At 62.0% G+C, this 19,302-nt stretch carries 17 protein-coding genes; 12 read left to right on the forward strand and 5 right to left on the reverse strand.

Going from position 1 to position 19,302, the window contains the following annotated elements; genetic code table 11:
* Window positions 1–124 precede the first annotated feature (124 nt).
* The 12 genes from arnC (at window position 125) to HX839_RS23995 (ending at window position 13,416) form a co-directional block, all read left to right on the forward strand.
* Entirely contained in the window at window positions 125–1,159 is a 1,035-nt protein-coding gene (gene arnC / locus HX839_RS23940; protein ID WP_003217633.1) for an undecaprenyl-phosphate 4-deoxy-4-formamido-L-arabinose transferase, read from the forward strand.
* On the forward strand, window positions 1,156–3,147 hold the full coding sequence (arnA, locus tag HX839_RS23945) for a bifunctional UDP-4-amino-4-deoxy-L-arabinose formyltransferase/UDP-glucuronic acid oxidase ArnA (protein WP_177022829.1): 1,992 nt from the start codon (window positions 1,156–1,158) through the stop codon (window positions 3,145–3,147). The genes arnC and arnA overlap by 4 nt, the downstream gene beginning before the upstream one ends.
* Entirely contained in the window at window positions 3,147–4,031 is an 885-nt protein-coding gene (arnD, locus tag HX839_RS23950) for a 4-deoxy-4-formamido-L-arabinose-phosphoundecaprenol deformylase (protein WP_023658828.1), read from the forward strand. Before arnA ends, arnD begins: the two co-directional genes overlap by 1 nt.
* The gene (arnT, locus tag HX839_RS23955) at window positions 4,028–5,683 is read left to right on the forward strand and encodes a lipid IV(A) 4-amino-4-deoxy-L-arabinosyltransferase (protein WP_177067769.1); all 1,656 of its coding nucleotides are present in this window, start codon (window positions 4,028–4,030) and stop codon (window positions 5,681–5,683) included. Before arnD ends, arnT begins: the two co-directional genes overlap by 4 nt.
* Entirely contained in the window at window positions 5,680–6,027 is a 348-nt protein-coding gene (gene arnE, locus HX839_RS23960) for a 4-amino-4-deoxy-L-arabinose-phosphoundecaprenol flippase subunit ArnE (RefSeq protein WP_003217625.1), read from the forward strand. The genes arnT and arnE overlap by 4 nt, the downstream gene beginning before the upstream one ends.
* A complete protein-coding gene (gene arnF, locus HX839_RS23965) occupies window positions 6,024–6,437 on the forward strand; it encodes a 4-amino-4-deoxy-L-arabinose-phosphoundecaprenol flippase subunit ArnF (RefSeq protein ID WP_177021107.1) in 414 nt (137 codons plus the stop codon). The genes arnE and arnF overlap by 4 nt, the downstream gene beginning before the upstream one ends.
* Entirely contained in the window at window positions 6,434–7,813 is a 1,380-nt protein-coding gene (locus tag HX839_RS23970; RefSeq protein ID WP_008433443.1) for a UDP-glucose/GDP-mannose dehydrogenase family protein, read from the forward strand. Before arnF ends, HX839_RS23970 begins: the two co-directional genes overlap by 4 nt.
* 3 nt (window positions 7,814–7,816) lie before the next feature.
* On the forward strand, window positions 7,817–9,439 hold the full coding sequence (locus HX839_RS23975; protein ID WP_177067770.1) for a phospholipid carrier-dependent glycosyltransferase: 1,623 nt from the start codon (window positions 7,817–7,819) through the stop codon (window positions 9,437–9,439).
* A 425-nt stretch (window positions 9,440–9,864) separates the two neighbouring features.
* A complete protein-coding gene (locus HX839_RS23980) occupies window positions 9,865–10,140 on the forward strand; it encodes a type VI secretion system contractile sheath small subunit (protein WP_371315644.1) in 276 nt (91 codons plus the stop codon).
* 176 nt (window positions 10,141–10,316) lie between these two features.
* Window positions 10,317–11,033 (forward strand): HPP family protein, encoded by a 717-nt coding sequence (locus HX839_RS23985; RefSeq protein WP_102604350.1) that lies wholly within the window; start codon window positions 10,317–10,319, stop codon window positions 11,031–11,033.
* A 124-nt stretch (window positions 11,034–11,157) separates the two neighbouring features.
* Complete coding sequence (locus HX839_RS23990) at window positions 11,158–12,261, forward strand: enoyl-CoA hydratase/isomerase family protein (protein ID WP_177067771.1); 1,104 nt, start codon at window positions 11,158–11,160, stop codon at window positions 12,259–12,261.
* Window positions 12,262–12,264: 3 nt separating this feature from the next.
* A complete protein-coding gene (locus HX839_RS23995) occupies window positions 12,265–13,416 on the forward strand; it encodes an acyl-CoA dehydrogenase family protein (protein ID WP_177021110.1) in 1,152 nt (383 codons plus the stop codon).
* 141 nt (window positions 13,417–13,557) lie between these two features.
* On the opposite strand, the gene HX839_RS24000 is transcribed toward HX839_RS23995, so the two are convergent.
* From HX839_RS24000 to HX839_RS24020, 5 genes are read right to left on the reverse strand one after another with little or no spacing between them, the layout of a single operon-like run.
* Window positions 13,558–14,331: an enoyl-CoA hydratase gene (locus HX839_RS24000; protein WP_003217608.1), complete on the reverse strand. Its 774-nt coding sequence runs from the start codon at window positions 14,329–14,331 to the stop codon at window positions 13,558–13,560.
* A 9-nt stretch (window positions 14,332–14,340) separates the two neighbouring features.
* A complete protein-coding gene (locus HX839_RS24005) occupies window positions 14,341–15,468 on the reverse strand; it encodes an acyl-CoA dehydrogenase (RefSeq protein WP_102604354.1) in 1,128 nt (375 codons plus the stop codon).
* Between the two features lie 9 nt (window positions 15,469–15,477).
* On the reverse strand, window positions 15,478–16,662 hold the full coding sequence (locus HX839_RS24010) for an acetyl-CoA C-acyltransferase (protein WP_177067772.1): 1,185 nt from the start codon (window positions 16,660–16,662) through the stop codon (window positions 15,478–15,480).
* A gap of 10 nt (window positions 16,663–16,672) precedes the next feature.
* Entirely contained in the window at window positions 16,673–17,440 is a 768-nt protein-coding gene (locus tag HX839_RS24015; protein WP_063030093.1) for an SDR family NAD(P)-dependent oxidoreductase, read from the reverse strand.
* Between the two features lie 22 nt (window positions 17,441–17,462).
* Window positions 17,463–19,112 carry an AMP-binding protein gene (locus tag HX839_RS24020; protein WP_177067773.1) on the reverse strand — a complete coding sequence of 550 codons (1,650 nt, stop codon included), beginning with the start codon at window positions 19,110–19,112 and terminating at the stop codon, window positions 17,463–17,465.
* Window positions 19,113–19,302 lie beyond the last annotated feature (190 nt).

Raw genomic sequence — 19,302 nt, forward strand, 5'->3', positions numbered from 1 at the left:
GTCAGGACTGTCGAATGAATGCCACAAATCAACGCTATTTTTGATCGGATGCCCGGCATCCGAGGCTGACGATAACTGCTGTCTTTACGCTCCAAGTTGCTCTAACCCCCGAGGTAATGAATCTTTGAAACCCTATCCAATTCATTGCGTGTCGATCGTTATCCCGGTCTACAACGAACAAGAAAGCCTGCCTGAACTGCTGCGCCGCACCATGGCCGCCTGCAAACAACTGGCTTACGAATACGAAATCATCCTGGTGGACGACGGCAGCCGCGACAACTCCGCGCAATTGCTGGAAGACGCCGCCGCGCTCGAAGGCAGCAACGTGGTGGCGGTGATCCTCAACCGCAACTACGGCCAGCACGCCGCAATCATGGCCGGCTTCGAGCATTGCCGGGGCGACGTGGTGATCACCCTGGACGCCGACCTGCAAAACCCGCCGGAAGAAATCCCGCGTTTGGTCGAACAGGCCGCCCTGGGCTATGACGTGGTTGCCACCGTGCGCAACAACCGCCAGGACTCGGCCTTCCGCCGCTGGCCGTCGCGCCTGATCAACCTCGCCGTGCAACGCTCCACCGGCGTGGCCATGAGCGACTACGGCTGCATGCTGCGTGCTTATCGCCGCACCATCGTCGACGCCATGCTGGCCTGCCGCGAGCGCAGCACCTTTATCCCGATCCTGGCCAACAGCTTTGCGCGCCACACCACGGAAATCCTGGTGCATCACGCCGAGCGTGAACACGGCGAGTCCAAATACAGCCCGATGCGCCTGATCAGCCTGATGTTCGACCTGCTGACCTGCATGACCACCACGCCATTGCGCCTGTTGAGCATCGTCGGTTTCAGCCTGGCGGCCCTGGGCATGCTCTTCGCCTTTGCACTGATCGTGCTGCGTATCGCTTTCGGCTCCGGTTGGGCCGGCGACGGCATGTTCGTGCTGTTCGCCGTATTGTTCGTGTTCACCGGTGGCCAGTTCATCGGCATGGGCCTCCTGGGTGAATACCTGGGCCGCATGTACAGCGATGTGCGGGCCCGCCCACGGTTCTTTATCGAAAAAGTGCTGCGCAACCAACCGGCAGCACCGGCCGAGACCTTTACGGTCGACGGCCTGACGTCCTCCCACACCTCTACTTCTCCTTCCGATCAGGTTTCGTCATGAATTCAAAAGCTGTTGTCTTCGCTTACCACGATATTGGCTGTGCTGGCATTGAAGCCCTGCTCAATGCGGGTTACGAAATTGCTGCCGTGTTCACCCATGCCGATGATCCCAAGGAAAACAATTTCTACGGTTCCGTCGCCCAGCTGTGCGCCCGCAATGGCATCCCGGTACACGCCCCGGAAGACGCCAACCACCCGCTGTGGATCGAGCGCATCGCCAAGCTGAACCCGGACTACATCTTCTCGTTCTACTACCGCAACCTGCTGAGCGAAGCCCTGCTGGCCACCGCCAAGAAAGGCGCGTTCAACCTGCACGGCTCCCTGCTGCCTAAGTACCGTGGCCGCGCACCGGCCAACTGGGTGCTGGTGAACGGCGAAACCGAAACCGGCGTGACCCTGCACCGCATGGTCAAGCGTGCCGATGCCGGCGCGATCCTGGCCCAGCAGAAAGTCGTGATCGAGCGCACCGACACCGGCCTGACCCTGCACGCCAAACTGCGTGACGCCGCCACCAACCTGCTGCGCGATGCCCTGCCGCAACTGGCTCAAGGCAAGCTGACCGAAACCGCCCAGGACGAAAGCAAGGCCACCTACTTCGGTCGTCGCACCGCCGCTGACGGCAAACTGGATTGGAAAAAACCGGCTGAAGAGCTGTTCAACCTGGTTCGCGCCGTTACCCAACCGTACCCGGGTGCCTTCTGCGCCGTGGGCGAGCACAAGCTGATCGTCTGGAACGCCGAAGTCGTCAAGGGCAACGAAGGCCTGGCGCCAGGCCGCGTGATCAGCGTCAACCCGCTGCGCATCGCCTGCGGTGAAGACTCCCTGGTGGTCAAGTTCGGCCAGCGCAACGAGAACGGCCTGTACCTGGCCGGCCCGTCCCTGGCGGATGAACTGGGCCTGGTGGACGGTTCCGTACTGCGCGGCGCCGAGTCCGGCCGCAAGCCCCGTCGTACCCGCGTGCTGATCCTGGGTGTGAACGGTTTCATCGGTAACCACCTGTCCGAGCGCCTGCTGCGTGACGACCGTTACGAAATCTACGGCCTGGACATCGGCTCCGACGCCATCGAGCGCCTGCGCAGCCACCCGAATTTCCACTATGTGGAAGGCGACATCAGCATCCACTCCGAGTGGATCGAGTACCACATCAAGAAGTGCGACGTGGTCCTGCCGCTGGTGGCCATCGCCACCCCGATCGAATACACCCGCAACCCGCTGCGCGTATTTGAACTGGACTTCGAAGAGAACCTGAAACTGGTTCGCTACTGCGTGAAGTACAACAAGCGCGTGATCTTCCCGTCGACCTCCGAAGTGTATGGCATGTGCCAGGACCAGTACTTCGACGAAGACACTTCCAACCTGGTGGTGGGCCCGGTCAACAAGCAGCGCTGGATCTACTCGGTCTCCAAGCAACTGCTGGACCGCGTGATCTGGGCCTACGGCGACAAGGGCCTGAAGTTCACCCTGTTCCGTCCGTTCAACTGGATGGGCCCGCGCCTCGACCGCCTGGACTCGGCCCGTATCGGCAGCTCCCGCGCCATCACCCAGCTGATCCTGAACCTGGTGGAAGGCACGCCGATCCGTCTGTTCGACGGTGGCGAGCAGAAGCGTTGCTTCACTGACATCGCCGACGGCATCGAAGCCCTGGCGCGCATCATTGATAACGACAACGACAACTGCAACGGCCAGATCATCAACATCGGCAACCCGGAAAACGAAGCCAGCATCCGTCAGCTGGGCGAAGAACTGCTGCGTCAGTTCGAAGCTCACCCGCTGCGCAGCAACTTCCCTCCGTTCGCCGGTTTCCGCGACGTGGAAAGCAAGGCGTTCTACGGCACCGGTTACCAGGACGTGGCGCACCGCAAGCCAAGCATCGACAACGCCAAGCGCCTGCTGAACTGGGAGCCTACCGTGGAGATGAGCGAAACCATCGGCAACACCCTGGATTTCTTCCTGCGTGAAGCCATGCTCGAAATCGCGGACAAGCGTTGATGCAAGCGGGTCTACGCATCGACGTCGACACTTACCGAGGCACCCGTGAAGGGGTGCCAAGGTTGTTGGAGTCGCTTGATGAAGCCGGGGTCAAGGCGACCTTCTTCTTCAGCGTCGGGCCGGACAACATGGGGCGCCACTTGTGGCGCCTGATCCGCCCGCAGTTCCTGTGGAAGATGCTGCGCTCCAACGCGGCCGGTTTGTACGGCTGGGACATTTTGCTGGCCGGCACCGCCTGGCCGGGCAAACCCATTGGCCGCGACCTGGGGCACCTGATGCGCCAGGCCAAGGCCGCCGGGCATGAAGTCGGGCTGCACGCCTGGGATCATCACGGCTGGCAAGCCAACACCGGGCGCTGGAGCGATGCACAGCTGATCGAGCAGATTCGCCGTGGCGTCGACACCTTGAGCGACATCCTCGGTGAACCCATCGACTGCTCAGCCGCCGCCGGCTGGCGTGCCGATGAGCGCGTGGTGCAAGCCAAGCAACAGTTCAATTTCCGCTACAACAGCGATTGCCGTGGTACCAGCCTGTTCCGGCCAACCCTGGCGGATGGCAGTGCCGGCACGCCACAAATTCCGGTGGACATGCCGACCTTCGACGAAGTCGTGGGCCCGGTGGTGGCCGCCAAGGATTTCAATAGCTACATCCTCGACCGCTTCAAGCCGTCGAAGCTCAACGTCTATACGATCCACGCAGAAGTAGAAGGGATTCTGATGGCCAATGATTTTCGCCAGTTGCTCGCCCAGGCAGGGCAGCGCGGCATCGCGTTCAAACCGTTGGGCGACCTGTTGCCCGCCGACCTCACCACCCTGCCCCAGCAACAGCTGGTGCGTGGTGCGTTGAGCGGCCGTGAAGGCTGGCTCGGAGTGCAAAAGGCATGATCCGGCGCTGGGCCCTGCCCCTGCTCCTGCTGGCCTTCGGGGTGTTCTACCTGATCCCGTTGGCCACCCACGGGCTGTGGATTCCCGACGAAACCCGCTATGCGCAGATCAGCCAGGAAATGCTGCTGACCGGCAAGTGGGCCTCGCCACACTTCATGGGGATTCGCTACTTCGAGAAACCGGCGGCCGGTTACTGGATGATCGCGCTGGGCCAGGCGATTTTCGGGCAGAACCTGTTCGGCGTACGTTTTGCCTCGGCCTTGAGCACCGGCTTGAGCATCCTGCTGGTGTATTTCGTGGCCCGGCGTTTGTGGAACGACCCGCGCAAGAGCCTGGTCAGCGCCGTGCTGTACATGAGTTTTGTCAGCGTCGCGTTCCTGGCGGGCTATGCCAACCTCGACCCGCAGTTCACCTTCTGGGTCAACCTGACCGGGGCGGCGCTGTGGTTCTGCTTCGACAGCACCACCACCCGCGGCCGCCTGTGGTCGTGGGCCTTGCTCGGGTTCGCCTGCGGCATGGGGTTCATGACCAAGGGTTTCCTTGCCTGGTTGCTGCCGGTGCTGATCGCCCTGCCCTACGTGCTCTGGCAAAAACGCATTCGTGAACTGCTCACCTATGGCCTGGTGGCCGTGGTGGTGGCGATTGTCGTGAGCCTGCCCTGGGCGCTGATGGTGCATGCCCAGGAACCGGACTACTGGAATTTCTTCTTCTGGCACGAGCACATCCAGCGCTTTGCCGGCGACGACGCCCAGCACTCCGAGCCCTTCTGGTATTACCTGCCGCTGATGGTTGCGTTCACCCTGCCGTGGATGGCGTTGCTGCCGTCCACCGTGAAGCAGGCATGGCTGGAAAAACGCAACAGCAAGGTCGCCTTCCTGCTGCTGTGGCTGCTGATGCCGCTGGCGTTCTTCAGCCTGGCCAAGGGCAAGCTGCCGTCGTACATCATGCCCTGCCTGCTGCCACTGGCGCTGCTGATGGGGCATACCCTCGCCGACAAACTGGCCCAGGCCCGTGGCCGCGTACTGCGCATCAACGGCTGGGTGAATCTGGTCATTGGCGTATTGGCGTTGCTGGCCCTGACCTGGTTCCAGCTGAAAAAACCGGTGTACGAGCACGGCCAGGAAACACTCAGCCTGGTGCTGGTGTTCGTCTTCCTGTTCGGCTGGATCATCGCCAACCTGCTGCAAGCCGCCCGCCCGTTGCACATGTGGGCCGCACCGGTGATCGGCAGCTGGTTGCTGGTGGCTCTGGTGCCGGCGGCGTTGCCGCACTCGGTGGTTTATAACAAGACCCCCGACCAGTTCATCATCGACCACCTCCAGGAGCTGCAGCCGACCACTGCGTTGCTGAGCAACGACCTCGGCGCCGCATCGGCCTTGTCATGGCGCCTGCAGCGTCCTGAAGTGATGCTCTACAACACCGTTGGCGAAGTGAAATACGGCATCGCCTTCCCGGACACCGCTTACCGCAAGATCGATGCCGCCAGCGTCCAGCAATGGATGAGCGGGGCGCGCAAGCAAGGCTCGGTGGGCGTGGTGATGCGGGTCAAGGGCGACGACGAACGCCAGGAAGTGGACCTGCTGCCCAAAGACGGCAAGCGTTACGAGCAGGGCAATATCGTGATTCTGATCTTCCCGCAGAGCGCGCCATGACCACTCTGCTGCTGTTGTTAGGTGCCTGCCTGCTGACCTGCATGGGCCAGGTGTCCCAGAAGTTTGCCGTGGAAGGCTGGCGTGACCAGCCCGACGGTTGGGCCCTGAAGCTGCGCTCGCCGTGGCTGTGGTCGGCGCTGGTGTGCCTGGGCCTGGGTTTGCTGGTGTGGCTGCTGGTGCTGCAACGTTTGGAAGTCGGCATCGCCTACCCGATGCTGAGCCTCAATTTTGTATTGGTCACCCTGGTGGCGCGCTTTGTGTTCCATGAACACATCGATGGTCGCCACTGGTTCGGCGTGCTGCTGGTGATTGCCGGTGTGGTGCTGCTGGGGCGCCAGGTATGAGTCGCGCTCGCGGTTTTGCCCTGGCCCTGGGCAGCGTGGCACTGGTCAGCGGTGCCCAGTTGGGCATGCGCTGGAGCATGACGCGCCTGCCATTGCCCACCGAATGGCTGACAGCACTCAACACGGGTGCCATCGACCTCGGCGCACTGGGCGTGGTGATCCTGGCGATCATCGCCTATGCCCTGTCGATGCTCTGCTGGCTTGGCGCACTGAAAGACCTGCCGCTGGGCCGTGCCTACTCGCTGCTCAGCATCAGCTACGCATTGGTCTACCTGCTGGCCGCCAGCCTGCCGGTGTTCAACGAACATTTTTCGCTTTCAAAAACTGCGGGAGTGGCCTTGGTCATCCTCGGAGTCCTGACTATCAACTCTCGTCGTGCTAGCACCACAAGTCCCAGGAATGCCCCATGAAAATCAGTGTATTTGGTAGTGGTTACGTCGGTCTGGTGCAGGCCACCGTGTTGGCCGAAGTCGGCCACGATGTCATCTGCATGGACGTTGACGAGAAAAAGGTCAAGTTGCTGCAACAGGGCCATGTGAGCATTTTCGAGCCGGGCCTGGCGGCCATGGTCAAGGAAAACCTCGAAGGCGGACGCCTGACGTTTACCTATGATGAAAAACTCGCGGTCGAACACGGCGAAGTGCTGTTCATCGCCGTGGGTACCCCTTCGGACGAAGACGGCTCGGCCGACCTGAAATACGTGCTGTCCGTGGGCGATGCAGTGGCTCGCCACCGTATCGACCCGGTGATCCTCGTGGAAAAATCCACCGTACCTGTAGGCACTGGCGACACTTTGCGTGCGCACATGGAAAAAGCCCTGCGCATTGCCGGCCGCCACCTGGAGTTCGATATCGTCTCCAACCCGGAATTCCTCAAGGAAGGCTCGGCCGTTGCCGACTGCCGCCGCCCGGACCGGATCGTCATCGGCTGCGAACGTGAGGAAGTGCGCGAGGTGATGCGTGAGTTGTATGCACCGTTCAACCGCAACCACGACCGCATCATCTTCATGGACCTGCGCAGCGCCGAACTGACCAAGTACGCCGCCAACTGCATGCTGGCCACCAAGATCAGCTTTATCAACCAGATCGCCGAACTGGCCGAACACCTGGGCGCCGACATCGAAGCCGTGCGCCTGGGCATTGGTGCCGACTCGCGTATCGGCTACCACTTCATCTACCCAGGTTGCGGTTATGGCGGCTCGTGTTTCCCCAAGGACATGCGCGCCCTGATCCACAGCGCCAAGGCCGCCAACTGCTCCAGCGACCTGCTGGAAGCCGTGGAAGCCATCAACCAGCGCCAGAAGAGCAAGCTGTTCGAACGTGCCAATGCATTCTTCAAGGGCGACCTGCGCGGCAAGACCTTCGCCTTGTGGGGCCTGGCGTTCAAGCCCAACACCGACGACATGCGCGATGCGCCAAGCCGGGTGCTGATGGAAGCCTTGTGGGCCGCCGGCGCCAATGTACGTGCGTTTGACCCGGAAGCCATGCAGGAAACCCAGCGCATCTACGGTGATGACCCGCGCCTGATGCTGATGGGCACCCCGGAATCCACCCTGAGTGGCTCTGACGCCTTGATCATCTGCACCGAATGGCAACAGTTCAAGGCACCGGACTTCGACCTGATCCAGCAACGCCTGAAAACCCCGGTGATCTTCGACGGCCGCAACCTGTACGACGGCGAACGCCTGGCACGCAAAGGCATCCAGTACTTCCCGATGGGCCGCGGCGATTCCTGCAACTTGCCGATCCCCCAGCAAAACTGGGCGCCTCAGGCCGAGGAAGCCTGAGACGTGGACAAAGCTCATCGGCCCCTGCTCAGCCCGACGATCCGCCGCCACTCATGGATCCTGGGGCTGCTGGCCCTGATCCTGTTTGTCGCGGGCAACTGGAACCAGGCAATCATCGGCTTTGACTCGCGCTTCGTGCTGTTCGCCCAGGAGATGCTGCGCCACGGGCCGGGGTTCTTCCCGACCACGTACGGGCAACCTTATGCCGATTACCTGGCCACCTCGACGCTGCTGACCTGGCTGCTGTCGGTGCCCCTGGGGCAGGTCACCAGCCTGACGGCCTGGCTACCCACGGCCATCGCTTCGGCACTGATCGTGGTGCTGCTCTACCGGCTGACCGCGCCCTACTCCCGACGCTGGGCACTGCTGAGCATCGCGGTGATGCTGCTCAGCAGTACCTTCATCAGCGAAACCCGCGCGGTGTCCCTCGACCAGATGCTGGCGGCAGTGGCCCTGACAGTCTTCTACCTGGGTTACGCCCACGACCACTTCGGCGCCGGCAAGCGCCTGCACTGGCTGTTTGCGCTGCTGATCGTGGGGTTCGCGATCCGTGGACCGATCGGCCTGGTGATCCCCACCGGCATGCTGTGCAGCTATTACCTGATCAATCGGCAATGGCGCCAGCTGTTCAGTTTCGGCCTGCTGGCGTTGGCGTTACTGGCGGCGTGCGTGGGCCTGCTGTTGCTGCTGGCCAAGCTCAGTGGCGGTGAAACGTTCATGCAGGACGTGATCCGCATGCAGTTCCTGGGTCGCATGGACGGCACCGAAGGCTCCGGCAGCGTGCTGTATTACTTCAGCAGTTCGCTGGGCAACTACGCGCCGGCGTATCCGTTGGCAATACTCGCGCTGATTGCGATTGTCGCCGGTGGCCGGGAGGACAAGGGCCCGGCGCTGAAACTGGTGCTGTACTGCCTCGCCGCCGGCTTGATCGTGATGATCGGCTTGTCGGTGCCCCAGGCGAAAAAAGCGCGCTATGTGCTGCCGATGCTGCCCCTGGCCGCGATCATCGCCGCGTATCCGTTCCAGGTGTCGCGGGGCAGACTGTTCGCCGGGCTGCGCTGGCTGATGCTGGGGTTGTGGACGATCATTCCGGGGCTGCTGATCGCAGGCTTGTTCGTGGCGCGTCATCGCTTCCCCGAGCAGATTGGCAGCCTCAATCCGGTGTTCGGGATCCTGATCGCGATCCAGGTGCTGGCACTGGGCTTGCTGTTCAACCAGCGCCTTCGCTACGTGGGCCCGGCCTTCGCCGCGGTATTGGCGGTGTGGCTGGCGTATATCGTGATGGTCGAGCCGCTGGAGCGCCGGTTGTATGACACGCGCACCTTTACCCTCCAGGCCCACGCGCTGACCCAGCTACAACCGGCGCCGCTGGTATTGCACGCACTGGGCAAGGACGCAAAAGCCATCAAGTTCATGGTCAACCTCGATTGCGACCGGGTGCCGTTGTTTACCCAGTTGCCTGCCGACCTGGCGCCGATCCAGGCTCCTGCATGGCTGATCATGAGCCAGTCGGACTATGAAGCGTTGAGCGACCCGCGTTTTCGTTCACTGCAGCCGGTACTGACCGGCCAGTTCGACAAGAACCCTTACGTACTGCTGCATTTGATCAAACCCGCACAACCTTGATACAGGGCGCGGGATAAGCGGAACCAACCGCTTATCCCGCGCCAGTACATTCAGTAGTTATAAATCCAAGTGTATGTAAGAAACTTCTTTGCCCATTCAACTTCGAAACTTTTAGCGTAGCAACTATCGAGAAACATCCTACGCATCTATACGCTGCTACCGATAAGACGCCCTCTTCCCGCCCCTAGCCCTCGACTGTAGACTCGCCTGCCAAGCGAGTTAATTATTTAATACCTTTTAACTATTTTCAGAAGTTCCAAAGGTGCGGTGTAAGGCATTCCTGTTACTTTCGAAAGAAACTCGACGAACGTAGCAGCAAGCCATCAATCAAGACATGCCCCGCTTAAACGAACAGTCGAAATAACAATAAAGACCTTTTAAACAGCATTCAGCGCTGCCGTTTATTTCATTTAGAGGAATGTTTTGTGTCCGACCGTCGATTGCCCGACCCCTCAACCTCTGACGCTGTCGCGCCTTTGTCCCGCGACAGAGTCAATGCGGGTTACATCCCGCTGCCAAAACTGGATCGGCTGATGGAACTGCGTGATGCACTGGTGGTGCTCAAGGGGCCATTGGCCAACAATCCATCGCTGCGGGAAAATGTACAAAACCTGCTGATCAACGAGGAAATCGATGACCGTGTGCTGGGCAAGATCAGCAACCCCATGCCACCGCCAACCCGCCTGATACCGTTTGGCTGACACGTTTTACTGCAAAAATACTGCACTTGACCTGCATTAATATGCATTGGCAGCAGTCTTCATCGATTGGCACACTGCGCAGGTTCCTCCCCCAAATGCAGGAACTTCTTTAAAGGGCTTTTCCGGGAAACCAGGCAAGCCTTTTTTTTCGCCCGCTTTTCACGGATCGTCTGTCAATGCTCGCTCGCTGGTTACCCGCTGCCATCAATACCCGCCCTGCCGAATGGAGTCGTGCCGCCATCGGCATGGCCCTGGGCACACTGTTCAGCGTCTGGGTATGCGCCCAGGTGTTCGGCACCGAGGTGGCCCTGCACCTGATAGGCCCGCTGGGAGCCTCGGCGGTGCTGCTGTTTGCCGTATCCTCCGGCGCGCTGGCCCAGCCCTGGTCGATCATCGGCAGCTACCTGTGTGCCGGGATCGTTGCGCTGCTGGTGGCCCGGGTATTGGGCCGAACGCTGGGCAGCGCATGCCTGGCTGCCGGGATGACCGTGATCCTGATCTGCTGGCTGCGCTGCCTGCATCCACCGGCGGGCGGCCTGGCCATGAGCCTGGTGCTGGCTGACCCCGCCTCGATTGCCATGGGCTGGCACGAACTTGCCGCAGTCATGCTGGGCGCCACGGCCTTGTTGGCCTGCGCGCTGGCCTACAACAACGCCACGCGCACGCGTTACCCCAAGGGCACCCGCGAACCGGCTGCGCCGATCTTTATGCCAATGGCCACCGAAAACCCCGGGATCAGCGCCGAGGACCTCAAGCAGGCCCTCGCCGAGCGCGAGCAGTTCCTGGACGTTACCCCGCAGGAACTGGAAGAGCTGATCCAGGCCAGCGAGCGGTATGCCCGGCGGCGCACCATCGGCGCGGTTTTCCAGCACCAGGGCCAGCCTCCTCCATAAGGCAAAAATGCAAAAACGACCTGCATGATTCCGACTTGTACTGGGCAAATTTGCACTGGTACGATCGCGAGATGGTTCGCCCGCGAACATCTTGATAAAGAACAATAAAAGCAGGGAGTTAGAGATGACTGCTCAGGTTTCATCCGAGGCAAGCAGCGCCGGGATTGTGCAAGACGAGGTCCTGGCGCACGTACGCAACCATATTGGCCACCTGACCCTCAATCGCCCCGCAGGCCTTAACGCCCTCACCCTGGACATGGTCCGCAGCCTCAGCCGGCATTTGCAGGCGTGGGCGGAGGATCCCCAGGTGCATGCCGTGGTGTTGCGCGGTGCCGGTGAAAAAGCCTTCTGCGCCGGCGGCGACATTCGCTCGCTGTACGACAGCTTCAAGAGCGGCGACACCCTCCACGAAGACTTCTTCGTCGAGGAATACGCCCTCGACCTCGCCATTCACAACTATCGCAAACCGGTCCTGGCACTGATGGACGGCTTCGTCCTTGGCGGTGGCATGGGCCTGGTGCAAGGCGCCGACCTGCGGGTGGTCACCGACCGCAGCCGCCTGGCAATGCCCGAGGTGGCCATCGGGTATTTCCCTGACGTGGGCGGCAGCTATTTCCTGCCGCGCATTTCCGGGGAACTGGGGATCTACCTCGGGGTGACCGGCGTGCAGATTCGTGCCGCCGACGCCCTGTATTGCGGCCTGGCGGACTGGTACCTCGACAGCGCCCGGCTCGCCGACCTCGACCAGCGCCTGGACCGCCTGGAATGGCACGATTCTCCCCTCAAGGACCTGCAAGGCCTGCTGGCCAGCCTCGCGGTGCAACAATTGCCCGACGCCCCTCTGGCGGCGCTACGCCCAGCCATCGATCACTTCTTTGCCTTGCCGGACGTGCCGAGCATCGTCGAGCAATTGCAGCAAGTCACCGTCGCCGACAGCCATGACTGGGCATTGACCACCGCCAGCCTGATGCAGACGCGCTCCCCCCTGGCCATGGCCGTGACCCTGCAGATGCTGCGTCGCGGGCGCCACCTGCCGCTGGAGCAGTGCTTTGCCCTGGAACTGCACCTGGACCGCCAATGGTTTGCCCGTGGCGACCTGATCGAAGGCGTCCGCGCCCTGCTGATCGACAAGGACAAAACCCCTCGCTGGAACCCTCCAACCCTGCAGGCGTTGGAGGCTGATCATGTCGAAAGCTTCTTCCGCGACTTCGACAAGAACGGGAACTAAATCATGCAAGATATTGAATTTACAGAAGAACAAGTGATGATCCGCGACATGGCGCGGGACTTTGCCCGTGGCGAAATCGCCCCCCACGCCCAGGCTTGGGAAAAGGCCGGCTGGATCGACGATGCTTTGGTCGCCAAGATGGGCGAGTTGGGTTTGCTGGGCATGGTGGTGCCTGAAGAATGGGGCGGCACCTACGTCGACTACGTGGCCTACGCCCTGGCAGTGGAAGAGATTTCCGCTGGCGACGGAGCTACCGGCGCACTGATGAGTATCCATAATTCAGTGGGTTGCGGGCCAATCCTAAACTACGGCTCACAAGCACAAAAGGAAACCTGGTTGGCGGAACTGGCCAGCGGCCAGGCCATCGGTTGCTTCTGCCTTACCGAACCCCAGGCCGGTTCCGAAGCGCACAACCTGCGCACCCGCGCCGAACTGCGGGACGGCCAGTGGGTGATCAACGGCGCCAAGCAGTTTGTCAGCAACGGCAAGCGCGCCAAGCTGGCGATCGTGTTTGCAGTGACCGACCCGGAGCTGGGCAAGAAAGGCATCTCGGCGTTCCTGGTGCCGACCAACACCCCGGGCTTCGTGGTGGACCGTACCGAACACAAGATGGGCATTCGTGCCTCGGACACCTGTGCCGTCACCCTCAACCAGTGCACCGTGCCGGAAGCCAACCTGCTGGGTGAACGCGGCAAGGGCCTGGCCATCGCCCTGTCCAACCTCGAAGGCGGACGCATCGGGATTGCCGCCCAGGCGCTGGGTATTGCGCGTGCCGCCTTTGAGGCCGCGCTGGCCTATGCCCGTGACCGGGTGCAGTTCGACAAGGCGATCATCGAGCACCAGAGCGTGGCCAACTTGCTGGCCGACATGCAAACCCGCCTGAATGCGGCGCGCCTGCTGATCCTGCATGCCGCCCGATTGCGCAGTGCGGGCAAGCCATGCCTGTCGGAGGCCTCCCAGGCCAAGCTGTTTGCCTCGGAAATGGCCGAGAAGGTGTGCTCTTCAGCCATGCAGATTCATGGGGGTTATGGCTATCTGGAGGACTACCCGGTGGAGCGTTACTACCGGGATGCGCGGATTACCCAGATTTACGAGGGCACCAGCGAGATTCAGCGGATGGTGATTGCCAGAGAATTGAAAAACTACCAGCTGTAACAGGTATTTCGCATAACCCATGTGGGAGCGGGCTTGCTCGCGAAGGCGGTGGATCAGTCGATACATCGGGTGACTGTAATACCGCCTTCGCGAGCAAGCCCGCTCCCACATTTTTTGATCTTCAGCGTTTCAGGACAGTGTCTACTTGTCCTTGAACTCCGGCGCACGCTTGGCCACAAACGCCGCCATGCCTTCCTTCTGATCCAGCGTGGCAAACGCCGCGTGGAACACCCGGCGCTCAAAGCGCACGCCTTCGGACAGGCTCACTTCAAACGCGCGGTTCACGCTTTCCTTGACCATCATGCTGATGGGCACCGACTTGCCGGCGATCAGGGTCGCGACCTTCAGTGCTTCGTCCAACAGCTCATCCGCCGGCACTATGCGCGCGACGATCCCGCAGCGCTCGGCTTCCACCGCATCGATAAAGCGCCCGGTCAGGCACATTTCCATGGCCTTGGCCTTGCCCACGGCGCGGGTCAGGCGCTGGGTGCCGCCCATGCCCGGCAGCACGCCGAGGTTGATTTCCGGCTGGCCAAACTTGGCGTTGTCACCCGCCAGGATGAAGTCGCACATCAAGGCCAGTTCACAGCCGCCACCCAGGGCAAACCCGTTGACCGCCGCAATGATCGGCTTGCGGCGGTTGGCCACGCGATCGCTGTCGCTGAACAGGTCGTCGAGGTAGATCTGCGGGTAGGTCAGCTCGGCCATTTCCTTGATGTCGGCACCGGCGGCAAAGGCTTTTTTCGAGCCGGTTAGCACGATGCAGCCGATTTCCGGGTTGGCTTCCAGGCTGTCCAGCGCCTGGTTCAGCTCGCTGACCAGTTGCGCGTTCAGGGCGTTCAGCGCTTGCGGGCGATTGAGGGTGATCAGCCCGACCCGGCCCTGCACGTCCAGCAAAATGCTTTCGTAACTCATAGAGACTCCTCAGAGATTGCGTGAAATGACCATGCGTTGAATATCGCTGGTGCCTTCGTAAATCTGGCAGACCCGCACATCGCGGTAGATCCGCTCCAGGGGAAAGTCGCTCAGGTAACCGTAACCGCCGAGGGTTTGCAAGGCTGCCGAGCAGACCTTTTCGGCCATTTCCGAAGCAAACAGCTTGGCCATGGACGCTTCCACCAGCGCCGGCTTGCCGCTGTCACGCAGGGCGGCGGCGTAATGCACCATCTGCCGCGCCACGGCGATTTGCGTCGCCATGTCCGCCAGGCGGAAGGCCACGGCCTGGTGCTCGATGATCGGCTTGCCAAAGCTTTCCCGCTCGCGGGCGTAGTCCCGGGCCGCTTCAAATGCCGCCCGCGCCATGCCTACCGCTTGCGAAGCAATGCCGACACGCCCGCCTTCGAGGTTGGCCAGGGCGATCCGGTAGCCTTCGCCCTCCTCGCCCAAACGATTGGCCACCGGCACCTGCACATCCTCAAACAGGATCTGGCAGGTGTCGGAAGCATGCTGGCCGAGCTTGTCCTCGACCCGCGCGACGCTGTAGCCCGGCGAGTCGGTGGGCACGATAAAGGCGCTGATGCCGCGTTTGCCGGCAGCCGGATCGGTGACTGCAAACACAATCACGATCCCGGCGTTTTGCCCGGAGGTGATGAACTGCTTGCAGCCATTCAAGACGTAGTGATCGCCCTCCAGCCGGGCACGGGTTTTCAGGCCGCTGGCGTCGGAACCGGCCTGGGGCTCGGTCAAGGCAAACGCACCGAGCATCGCACCACTGGCCAGGGGCTTGAGGAACTGCTCGCGCTGTTGATCATTGCCGAACTTGAGGATCGGCACGCAGCCCACGGAGTTGTGCACGCTCATGATGGTCGAGCAGGCGCCGTCACCGGCAGCGATCTCTTCCAGGGCCATGGCGTAGGCCAGGTAGCCGGTATCACAGCCGCCCCATTGCTCCGGGACCAGCATGCCGAAAAAGCCCAGCTCGGCCATTTCACCAATGGCTTCCTTGGGAAAGCGATGCTCGCGGTCCCACTCGGCAGCGAACGGTTTAAGGCGTTCCTGGGCAAATTGCCGGGCGGCTTCGCTGATTTGCAGTTGTTCGTCATTCGGCAGCATAGGTGTTCCTTAGTACAGGCATTCAACGGCCATGGCCGTGGCTTCACCGCCGCCGATGCAGATCGCTGCAACGCCGCGCTTGAGGCCTTTCTGGCGCAGGGCCGAAAGCAGGGTCACCAGGATCCGCGCGCCGGACGCGCCAATCGGATGGCCCAGGGCACAGGCACCGCCGTGGATGTTGACCTTGCTGTGGGGAATCTCCAGCTTGCTCATGGTCACCAGGCTGACCACGGCAAAGGCTTCGTTGATTTCAAACAGGTCGACTTCGTCGAGGTTCCAGCCGGTCTTGCTCATCAGCTTGCGGATCGCCCCCACCGGCGCTACCGGGAACAGGCCAGGCTCATCGGCAAACGCCGCGTGGCCATGGATCACCGCCAGAGGCTTGAGCCCGCGCTTGTGCGCTTCGGACTGGCGCATCAGCAGCAGCGCCGCCGCACCGTCGGAAATCGAACTGGAGTTGGCTGCCGTCACCGTACCGCCTTCACGGAAGGCCGGCTTCAGGGTGGCGATCTTGTCCAGCTTGGCTTTCGGCGGCTGTTCGTCGTGGATGATGGTTTTCTGTTCCTTGCCCACGGTGACCTGCACCGGGACGATTTCGGCGATGAAGTTGCCGTCGGTGATCGCCTGTTGCGCACGGGTCAGGGACGCAATCGCGAACGCGTCCTGGGCCTCGCGGGAAAAGCCGTTGTGCTCGGCGCAGTCCTCGGCAAAGGTGCCCATCAGGCGGCCCTTGTCGTAGGCGTCTTCAAGGCCGTCGAGGAACATGTGGTCGAGCACCCGGCCGTGGCCCATGCGGTAACCGCTGCGGGCGCGGTCCAGCAGGTACGGCGCGTTGGACATGCTCTCCATGCCACCGGCGATGACCACTTCCACGCTGCCCGCCAGCAACGAGTCATGGGCCAGGATCGTGGCTTCCATGCCCGAACCGCACATCTTGTTGAGGGTGGTGCAGCGGGTGGATTTATCCAGGCCTGCCCCCAGCGCCGCCTGACGCGCAGGTGCCTGGCCGAGGCCGGCGGGCAGTACGCAGCCGAACAGCACTTCATCCACGGCATCGGACGCAATACCGGCGCGCTCGACCGCCGCACGAATCGCCGCAGCGCCCAGTTGCGGAGCGGTCAGGCCTTTGAGATCGCCCTGGAACCCGCCCATTGGCGTGCGTACTGCGCTGACAATAACGATGGGATCAGTCATGAAAATCTCCTTATTTGGCTGCCATGCGCAAGGCACCGTCGAGACGGATCACCTCGCCGTTGAGCATGCTGTTTTCAATGATATGCCGCACCAGCGCGGCGTACTCGCCTGGCTTGCCCAGACGCGGCGGGAATGGCACACCGGCGGCGAGGGACTCGCGTACTTCCGGGGTCATGCCGGCCATCATCGGTGTTTCAAAAATGCCGGGGGCAATGGTCATCACCCGAATCCCGTAGCGCGCCAGCTCACGGGCGGCAGGCAGAGTCAGGCTGGCGATCGCGCCCTTGGAGGCGGCATACGCCGCCTGGCCGATCTGGCCGTCAAACGCCGCCACCGAAGCGGTGTTGATGATCACACCGCGCTCGCCATCGGCATTGGCCTCGGTTTCAGCGATAGCCGCCGCCGCCAGGCGCAGCAGGTTGAAACTGCCGATCAGGTTGACGTTGATCACCTGGGCGAAGTTGGCCAGAACGTGGGGGCCATTCTTGCCAAGGATTTTCTCGCCGCGAACCACACCGGCGCAGTTGACCAATCCGTGCAAACCACCAAAGGCCGCAACCGTGGCCTGCACCGCCGCTTCGGCGGCGGCTTCCTGGCTGATATCCGCGACCACGCTGCGGGCTTGCTCGCCGAGCTTTTGCGCCTGGGCCGCGACGGCGTCAGCGTTCAAATCCACCAGCATTACCTTGGCACCGGCTGCTACGAGCATCTCGGCCGTTGCCGCGCCGAGGCCTGAAGCGCCGCCGCTGACCAGAAAAACCTTGTTCTCAATCTGCATCATTGTTTCCTTGAAGAATGGGTCACGCCGTGGCCGCCTGGGCCTTGGCAATTTCCTGATTACGCAAAATGAAGCGTTGCAGCTTGCCGCTCGGGGTCTTGGGCAGCTCGCTGACAAATTCGATTTCCCGTGGGTACGAGTGCGCCGCCAGGCGCTTGCGTACGTGCAGGCGCAGCTCCTCGGCCAGGGCCGGCTCGGCGCGGTACTGCTCGCTGAGCACCACAAAGGCTTTGACGATCTCGGTGCGTTCCGGGCATGGCTTGCCCACAACCGCGGCTTCCACCACTGCCGGATGCTCGATCAATGCACTTTCCACATCGAAGGGGCCAACGCGGTAACCGGAAGTGGTGATCACATCGTCACTGCGCCCGACAAAGCTGATGCTGCCGTCGGGGTTCAGCTCCACGGTGTCGCCGCTGAGGTAGTACTTGCCGACGAAGGCTTTGGTCTTGACCCCGTCGTAGCCGGCGAACCAGCACATCGGCGATTGTTCACGGTCGATGGCGAGGATGCCCGGTTGGCCGGCTGGCAACTCCTGATGGTTGTCGTCCAGCACCACGATGCGATGGCCCGGCGGGGCAAAGCCCGCGGAGCCGACGTGCACCGGATGCTCCAGGCCATGGTGATTGCACAGCACCATGCCCAGCTCGGTCTGGCCGTAGTGGTCGTGGATGGTCACGCCGAGGTTATCGGCGAACCAGCGGATCACTTCCGGGTTCAGCGGCTCGCCGGCACTGCTGACAATACGCAGCTTGCCCTTGATCGACTTGGCGAACTGCTCGCCCCCGGCGATCAGCAGGCGGTAGGCGGTGGGCGAACCGGTGAGGTTGGTAATCCCGTATTTGTTGATGACACGGCACGTGCTTTCGAGGGTGAACGGGCCATCGTAGAAGGTGATCGGGTGGCCCATGGACAAGGGGCCGGTCACGCCGAAATAGATGCCGTAGGCCCAGCCCGGGTCGGCGACGTTCCAGAATGCGTCTTCGGGGCGCAGGTCGACGGCGTCGCGGGTGTAGCTCTGGAACGCAACGATTGCCTTGAGCGGCACGGCCAGGGCTTTCGACGGGCCGGTGGTGCCTGAGGTGAACATCAGCAGGAACGGGTCGTCGGCGCCCAGCAATACGGGTTCGCAGAGGTTGGAATAGTTGGGCAGCTCGGCCCAGAAGCTGAAATCGCCGCGCACGATGCCTTCGCCGTTGGGGCCGGCGACGGTGACGATGGTCGGGCAGTCGGCCACTTCCGTCAGTTTGGGACGGTTTACTGCATCGGTCACCACCAGCGCGGCGCCGGAGCTGTTCAGGCGGTGTTCGATGGCCTTGGGGCCGAAGGCGGTGAACAGCGGCTGATAGACCGCGCCGATGCGCCAGGTGGCGAGGACGACCACCAGCAGTTCGGCGGTGCGTGGCAGGAGCCCTGCCACCTTGTCGCCGCGATTGACGCCCTGGGCCAGGAGGAAGTTGGCGAAGCGTGCGGCCTGGTCTTGCAGTTGGGTGAAGGTGGACGTGGCGCTGCGGCCGTCCTTGCCCTCCCAGAACAGTGCGATGCGGCCAGGTAATGCGTGGCGGTCGCAGCATTCGACGCAGGCGTTGAGGGCCTGCAGGTTGCCCGACAAGGCAGCGTCGACGGTGTGTTGGTAGTTGAACTGGGTGGTGGCAGCCGAGTAATCACGCATCGCTTCAAATCCCTGTGTGTTTTTTATTTTCAGGATGGGTACGTAGACCGGTGAAATAGTCGCTCTAGAGCGGTGGGTGGGCAATGGTCAAAGCTTTCAACTTGGTTGACTGGTTTGGCCAATGGGGGGCGCTGTTTGGTGTGTGTGTATATCCGTTTTTTGGGTGATGGCTTGTATTGGTTCCGCTCTT

The sequence above is a fragment of the Pseudomonas sp. I8001 genome (assembly GCF_013385345.1).
GTDB lineage: Bacteria > Pseudomonadota > Gammaproteobacteria > Pseudomonadales > Pseudomonadaceae > Aquipseudomonas.